Origin of the sequence: Crenobacter intestini, assembly GCF_004919095.1 — a bacterium.
Taxonomy (GTDB): domain Bacteria; phylum Pseudomonadota; class Gammaproteobacteria; order Burkholderiales; family Chromobacteriaceae; genus Craterilacuibacter; species Craterilacuibacter intestini.
In genome coordinates, this window is record NZ_STGJ01000035.1 from 1 (window position 1) to 7,141 (window position 7,141).

Annotated in this window: 8 protein-coding genes; 2 read left to right on the forward strand and 6 right to left on the reverse strand. The window is 65.3% G+C overall.

Annotated features, from left to right (window positions below; translation table 11 throughout):
- Nucleotides 1-221 (forward strand): hypothetical protein (locus tag E5K04_RS16805; RefSeq protein WP_205700409.1); only part of this gene is annotated, 221 nt, incomplete at its 5' end.
- Nucleotides 222-264: 43 nt separating this feature from the next.
- Here E5K04_RS16805 and argS read toward each other — a convergent pair.
- From argS to E5K04_RS16440, 5 genes are all read right to left on the reverse strand, one after another.
- A complete protein-coding gene (argS, locus tag E5K04_RS16420) occupies nucleotides 265-1,983 on the reverse strand; it encodes an arginine--tRNA ligase (RefSeq protein WP_136555921.1) in 1,719 nt (572 codons plus the stop codon).
- A 161-nt stretch (nucleotides 1,984-2,144) separates the two neighbouring features.
- Nucleotides 2,145-3,494, reverse strand: a complete 1,350-nt coding sequence (gene trhP / locus E5K04_RS16425; RefSeq protein WP_136555927.1) for a prephenate-dependent tRNA uridine(34) hydroxylase TrhP — start codon at nucleotides 3,492-3,494, stop codon at nucleotides 2,145-2,147.
- A gap of 13 nt (nucleotides 3,495-3,507) precedes the next feature.
- Nucleotides 3,508-3,927: a hypothetical protein gene (locus E5K04_RS16430; RefSeq protein WP_136555922.1), complete on the reverse strand. Its 420-nt coding sequence runs from the start codon at nucleotides 3,925-3,927 to the stop codon at nucleotides 3,508-3,510.
- A 144-nt stretch (nucleotides 3,928-4,071) separates the two neighbouring features.
- Nucleotides 4,072-4,275, reverse strand: a complete 204-nt coding sequence (locus E5K04_RS16435; RefSeq protein WP_136555923.1) for a hypothetical protein — start codon at nucleotides 4,273-4,275, stop codon at nucleotides 4,072-4,074.
- Nucleotides 4,268-5,095: a ferritin-like domain-containing protein gene (locus tag E5K04_RS16440; protein WP_136555924.1), complete on the reverse strand. Its 828-nt coding sequence runs from the start codon at nucleotides 5,093-5,095 to the stop codon at nucleotides 4,268-4,270. The genes E5K04_RS16435 and E5K04_RS16440 overlap by 8 nt, the downstream gene beginning before the upstream one ends.
- Nucleotides 5,096-5,183: 88 nt before the next feature.
- Here E5K04_RS16440 and fliW point away from each other — a divergent pair, with 88 nt between their 5' ends.
- Nucleotides 5,184-5,612 carry a flagellar assembly protein FliW gene (gene fliW / locus E5K04_RS16445; RefSeq protein ID WP_136555925.1) on the forward strand — a complete coding sequence of 143 codons (429 nt, stop codon included), beginning with the start codon at nucleotides 5,184-5,186 and terminating at the stop codon, nucleotides 5,610-5,612.
- Nucleotides 5,613-5,618: 6 nt separating this feature from the next.
- Here the strand turns inward: fliW and E5K04_RS16450 are convergent, their stop codons facing one another.
- Nucleotides 5,619-7,004 (reverse strand): FAD-binding oxidoreductase, encoded by a 1,386-nt coding sequence (locus E5K04_RS16450; protein ID WP_136555926.1) that lies wholly within the window; start codon nucleotides 7,002-7,004, stop codon nucleotides 5,619-5,621.
- Nucleotides 7,005-7,141 lie beyond the last annotated feature (137 nt).

Below are 7,141 nucleotides of genomic sequence, written 5' to 3' on the forward strand. Positions count from 1 at the left end.
TTGCAGTGCAAGTGTTGGCTTCGCCAAGCACTCACACCTATCGGTTGTTCGTTCTGTTAAAGATCAGTGCTGACTTCGTTTCGTTTGCGTCGTCAGCTGAGGAGGCGAACTATACGTTTCCAGCCGGGGCGCGTCAAGCGCACTCTACGAAAAAATCCGAAAAAAACGGAAAATCAAAAAACGAAGTAGGCAAGTCGTTGTTTTTAAAAATTCCCCGATAAAAAAAGCCCGCGCGGTGCGCGGGCCTTGCCGGGAATGTCCTGCTTACATCGCGTCGAGCACTGCGATACCAAGCAGCCCCATGCCGGTCTTCAGCGTCTTCGCGGTCAGCGCCGCGAGCTGCAGGCGGCTGGCGCGGGTCTCGCCCTCGGCCTTGAGGATCGGGCACGCCTCATAGAAGCGCGAGAACTGCTGTGCGAGGCTGTACAGGTACTGCGACAGGTGGTGCGGGTAGCAACCGTCGGCGACGGTAGCCAGCACGTCCTCGAACTGCGCAAGCTGGACCGCCAGCTGCTTCTCGGCGGCTTCGCCGATCACGATGGCCGCGTTGGCGTCGTACTCGCCCGCCTTGCGGAACACGCTCTGCACCCGGGTGTACGCGTACTGCAGGTAGGGCGCGGTATTGCCCTCGAACGACAGCATGTTCTCCCAGTTGAAGATGTAGTCGCTCATGCGGCTCTTGGAGAGGTCGGCGTACTTGACCGCACCGATGCCGACCGCGTGCGCGATCTTGCGCTTCTCGTCGTCGGACAGCTCCGGGTTCTTCTCGCCGACCAGCTTGTACGCGCGCTCTTCGGCTTCGTCGAGCAGTTCGATCAGCTTGACGGTACCGCCGGAACGCGTCTTGAACGGCTTGCCGTCGTCACCCATCATGGTGCCGAAGGCGATGTGCTCGAGCACGACGTTGGCCGGCGCGAAACCGGCCTTGCGGCAGGTCGCGAACATCTGCTGGAAGTGCAGGCTCTGGCGCGCGTCGACCACATAGATGACGCGGTCGGCGTGCAACTGGCGCACGCGGTAGCGGACAGCGCCCAGGTCGGTGGTCGAGTACAGGAAGCCGCCGTCCTTCTTCTGCACGATGTAGGCGGCCGGGTTGCCGTCCTGGTCGGCGAACTCGGGCAGGAACACGACCTTGGCGCCTTCGCTGTCGGTGACGATACCCATCTCGGACAGTTCGCCCACCACGTTGGCCAGGTCGTCATTGTAGGCGGACTCGCCCATCACGTCGCCCGGAGACAGCATCACGCCGAGCTTGTCGTACACGCCCTGGCAGTGCGACAGCGACACGTCGACGAACTGGCGCCACAGCTTGAGCACCTCCTCGTCACCGCCTTGCAGGCGTACAACGTACTCGCGCGCACGGTCGGCAAATTCCTCGCTCTCGTCGAAACGCACCTTGGCGTTGCGGTAGAAGGTCTCCAGGTCGTTCAGCTCGAGCGCGGCGTTGCCGGCCTGGCTGGTCTCGACCAGGTAGGCGGTCAGCATGCCGAACTGGGTGCCCCAGTCGCCGACGTGGTTCTGGCGGATCACCTTGTGGCCGAGGAAACCGAGTACGCGCGCCAGCGCGTCGCCGATGATCGTCGAGCGCAGGTGGCCGACGTGCATCTCCTTGGCGAGGTTGGGCGACGAGTAGTCGATCACCACCGTCTTGCTCTCGGGCAGGGTGATGCCGAGGCGTTCGTCCTTGAGGGCTGCTTCGCTTCGTCGGGCCAGATATTCGGGGGCAAGGTGAATATTGATGAAGCCCGGGCCGGCGATTTCAACCTTCTCGGCGATCCCTGCGAGGTCGAGCGCGGCAACCACTTTCTGGGCCAGTTCGCGCGGGTTGGTCTTGAGCGCCTTGGCGGCACCCATCACGCCGTTGGCCTGGTAGTCGCCGAACTCGGGTTTGGAAGCCGGCTGCACGACGGCCGGCGCGTCAGGAACGCCGGCAGCGGCCAGCGCCGCCTGCACCCGTTCATTGATCAGCTGCGAAATTGTCATTCAAATGCCCCAAATAAAACACGACGAAGCGAAAAAGAGCTTTCGCTTGCGAAAAAATGCGATTTTGATTGTATGCCGCAAACCCCTGTCGGGCAACGCCAAACAGGACAAAGCGGCACGCCCGCGAACGGGGATGCCGCTTTCGTTTATGCAAACCGCAATCAGAACAGACGGGCAATCAACGCGCGTTCGAGTCCGGCCATGCCGGGGATGCGCACCTGGATGCCGTTGCCCGGCGCGACGCTGACCGCTTCCTGCCCCTTGTAGAGTTCGGTCAGTTCGATCACGCGGTTGCCCGACGGATGGATGACCTCCAGCCGGTCGCCGACGGCGAAGCGGTTCTTCACCTCGACCGTCGCCCAGCCGTCGGCGTCGACCGCCAGCACGTCGCCGACGTACTGGCTCTGCTTGGCCTTGGAGTGGCCGGTCAGGTAGTTCTGGTAGTCCTGCGTCTGGTGCCGCTCGAGGAAGCCCGGCGTGTAGCCGCGGTTGGCGAGGCCGTCGAGGTCGGCCAGCAGCGCCGGGTTGAACGGCCGGCCGGCGACCGCGTCGTCGATCGCCTGGCGGTACACCTGCGCGGTGCGCGCGACGTAGTACAGGCTCTTGGTCCGCCCCTCGATCTTCAGCGAGTCGACGCCGATGCGCACCAGCTTCTCGACCTGCTCGACCGCGCGCAGGTCCTTCGAGTTCATGATGTAGGTGCCGTGCTCGTCTTCCATGATCGGCATCAGCTCACCCGGACGGTTGGCTTCCTCAATCAGGTAGGTGCGCTCGGCCAGCGGGTGGCGCTCGGCCCCGCCACACGCGGCAAAGCGCTGGTTGGCGTCTTCCAGCGCCTGGTTGAAGTCGAACGAGATCTTCTGGGCCACCACGTCGCCGGCGTCGTCGGCCGCCGCGTCGTGCACCTTGTAGTCCCAGCGGCACGCGTTGGTGCAGGTACCCTGGTTGGGGTCGCGGTGGTTGAAGTAGCCCGACAGCAGGCAGCGGCCGGAATACGCGATGCACAGCGCACCGTGCACGAACACCTCCAGTTCGATGTCCGGGCACTCCTGGCGGATCTCGGCGATCTCGTCGATCGACAGCTCGCGCGACAGGATGATGCGGCTGACGCCGAGCTTCTGCCAGAACTTGACGCCCATGTAGTTGACCGTATTGGCCTGCACCGACAGGTGCACCGGCACTTCCGGCCACTTCTCGCGCACCATCATGATCAGGCCGGGGTCGGCCATGATCAGCGCGTCCGGCTTCATCTCGATCACCGGCGCCATGTCGGCCATATAGGTCTTGACCTTGCTGTTGTGCGGCAGCAGGTTGCTGGCGACGAAGAACAGCTTGCCGCGGGCGTGCGCCTCGTCGATGCCGGTCTTCAGCTCCTCGAGCTTGAAGTCGTTGTTGCGGGCACGCAGCGAGTAGCGCGGCTGGCCGGCGTACACGGCGTCGGCGCCGAAGTCGTACGCCGCGCGCATCTTGTCGAGGGTACCGGCGGGCAGCAGCAGTTCGGGAGCTTTCAACATCGTCAGGTTCTCAGTGTAGGAGGCCGCTGGTCGGCAGCGGCAGGCGGTCGGGCTCTACAAAAGCACGGCGGGCAAAGTCGTCGTCCAGGCGCTCGGTCGAGTAATGCGCGGCAACGACGTCGGCCGCGCCGTCGAGCACGTCGAGGCAGGCACCGCGGAACGCGTGCCAGTCGTCGAGCAGGCCCGGGTTGTCGGTGACGCGACTGTACAGCACGAACAGCAGCGCCATCGTCAGCGTATGGTGGTAACGGTCGGCGTGGCCGAGCGACAAGGCGCGGCGCGACAGCGCGTGCGCGCAGCGGGCGGCCGCCTCGCGTGCCGGGTAGCCGCGTCGGTATGCCCACGCGGCGTACAGACGCGCCTCGTGGTTCAAAGCTTCGGCAGGCAGACGGCCGCTCTCGAGCTGCCGCAAAAACGCCTGATCGTCCATGGAAAACCTCTGTAAATGGCAACAGGCCCCACGAAGTGGAGCCTGTCTGATCGGATGCGGCGGCGATTATCACGCCGCGTGCAGGCGGCGTCAACCGCCCCGGCCGGCCAACCCCATGGTCAAGTGCCTGTTTTCAAAACCCTTTCACGATCTGGGTTTTGACGAAAGGGCGACCAGCGCCAGCAACTGGCCGACCACGCCCAGCAACATCATCAGCGCCGGCAACCACGCGGACAGTTCGAGCGAACGGCCAACACTACCCGCCAGCAGCAACAGCGTGGACAGCAGCAGTTGGTAGAGCGCCAGACGGCGACGACGGCGCAGGGTCTGCAGCCAACGGTCAAGCATGGGGTGACTCCCGATCAGGGTTTGCGAAATCTTCGAGCAGCGCGAGTTCTGCCTCGCTGAAGCCGGCCGCGCGGCGCGCGCCGAGGTTGGCCGGTGCGGCAAAGCGCTCGGCCTCGTACTCGGCGAGCAGGTGGCGGAAAGTCGGCAGCGGGTCGAGCCCGCGCGCCGCACACAGCCAGCCGTACCAGTAATTGCCGACACGCACATGGCCGATCTCGTCGGCGAGGATGCGGTCGAGCACGGCCACCGATTCGGCGTCGCCGATCGCCGCGAGCCGGTGCTGGATCTGCGGCGTCGCATCCAGCCCGCGCGCCTCGAGCACGCGCGGCACCAGCGCCATGCGCGGCAGCGGGTCGTGCGCGGTGCGCATGGCCATGCTCCACAGGCCATCGTGCGCCGGAAAGTCGCCATATGCGTAGCCGAGCGCCGCGAGGCGCTCCGCGAGCAGGCCGAAATGCTCGGCCTCTTCGGCCGCGATGCGCAACCAGTCGCCGACGAAGGCGTCGGGCATCTCCCGGAAGCGCCACGCCGCGTCGAGCGCCAGGTTCACCGCGTTGAATTCGATATGCGCGATCGCGTGCAGCAAGGCGGCGTGTCCCTCGCGGCTACCGATCTTGCGGCGGGGCAGCGTGTGCGGCGGCACCAGCACCGGCCGCGCGGGGCGCCCGGCGTCCGGCAAATCCGCGCAAGGCAGGGGCTCGCGCTTGAGCTGACCCGCGCGCCACAGCCGGGCAAGCTCGAGCGTCTGCCCGAGCTTTGCATCCACCACCGGTTCGCGCAGCGCCAGTTCGAGCAAGGGATACAAGGACAAGACTGTCATGCCGATATTTTAAAGGCAAATCTAATGACAATGCGCCAGCGAACCACGGCATTCGGCATAATGGGGCTTTCCCTGTGGAGGATGTGCCATGCAATTCGAAAGCCTGCAGCTGGGTCATCTGGAGTTCGACCCCGAAAAGATCATCACTTTCCCGCAGGGCCTGCCCGCATTCGAGGAATGTACCCGCTACAAGCTGTTCCATCAGGCCGAGCAGAACGAGCCGAACATCTACTGGCTGCAATCGCTCGACCGTGCCGAGCTGACCTTCAACCTGGCCGACCCGGCCAAGTTGGGCGTGCGCTACGAGCTCGCGCTGACCGAAGATGAAGCCAGCCAGCTTGCCGCGGACGCCGACACCCGGCTGGCCGCGCTGGTGATGGTATACCGCGACGAAGCCGCCGACACCCAGGCCGGCAGCCTGCGCGCCAACCTGCAGGCGCCGCTGCTGATCAACCTGGAGCGCAAGCTCGGCCTGCAAAAATGCGGCCTCGCCTGCGACCTCGTCTTCCGCGGCTAAACCGCCTTACCCGGCAAGGCTGAAAATCTTGCCGGGGTTCATCAGGTTGTCCGGGTCGAACGCCCGTTTGATCGCGCGCATCGCGAAGAGCGCGCTCTCCCCCGCTTCGGCCGCCAGGTAGCGCTGCTTGCCGATGCCGATACCGTGCTCGCCGGTACAGGTGCCGTCCATCGCCAGCGCGCGCTCGACCAGACGGTGGTTGACCGCCTTCATGCGCGCCATGTCCGCCGCATCGTTCGGGTCGGCCAGCAACATCAGGTGGAAGTTGCCGTCGCCAACGTGGCCGAACAGCGGTGCGTCTATCCCCTCCTCTTCCAAATCCCGGTAGGTTGCCTCGATGCATTCGGCGAGGCGGGAGATCGGCACGCAGACGTCGGTCGCGATGCAGCGGCTACCCGGCTTCAGTTGCAGGCCGGCGAAGTACGCGTTGTGGCGGGCCTGCCACAGCCGGTTGCGCTCCTCGTCGCGGGTCGACCACACGAATTCGCCACCGCCGTTGGCAGTAGCAAGCTCGCCGAACAGCAGAGACTGCTCGGCCACGCCCGCCTCACTGCCGTGGAACTCCAGGAACAGCGTGGGCCGCTCCGGATAGTCGGTCTTGCTGTAGCGGTTGACCGCGGACATGGTCAGCGCGTCGAGCATCTCGGCACGCGCGACCGGAATCCCGCACTGGATCGCCTGGATCACGGTGTCGACCGCGCCGGCGACACTGTCGAAGTTGACCACCGCCGACGCCATCGCCTCCGGCATCCCGTAGAGCCTGACCGTCACCTCGGTGATCACCGCCAGCGTCCCCTCCGCCCCCACCAGCAAGCGGGTCAGGTCGTAGCCGGCCGAGGACTTCTTCGCGCGCGAGCCGGTACGCACGATGTCGCCGTTCGGCAGCACTGCGGTCAGCGCCAGCACGTTTTCGCGCATCGTGCCGTAACGCACCGCGTTGGTCCCCGACGCGCGGGTCGACGCCATGCCGCCGAGCGTCGCGTCCGCGCCGGGGTCGATCGGGAAAAAGAGGCCGGTATGGCGCAGTTCCTGGTTCAGCCGCACCCGGGTCACCCCGGCCTCGACCGTCGCGGTCAGGTCTTCGGCATCGACGGCGACGATGCGGCTCATGCGCGACAGGTCAATGCAGACGCCGCCGTGGATCGCCAGGGTATGCCCTTCGACCGAACTGCCGACGCCGTACGGGACCATCGGCACGGCAAAGCGCGCGCACAGCCTGACAACGGCCTGCACCTCTTCGGTCGATTCTGGAAAGACGACCACGTCCGGCAAGGCGTCCGGGTGGCAGGACTCGTCGTGGCCGTGGTGGGCGCGGATCGCTTCGCTCTGGCTGACGCGATCGCCAAGCAGCGCTTGCAGGGAGTGGATGAACTCGGGGCTGGGACAGGGCATCTCGGATTTTCCTTTTCGCTCGATGCCAATATCTTATCAGCGCGCCGACCAAGGTCTATCCGGAGATTCCCGCAAAAGCAAAACCCCCGACTCATGGAGTCGGGGGTCTGCGGATGGGGCGTCTGGCGGTGTCCTAC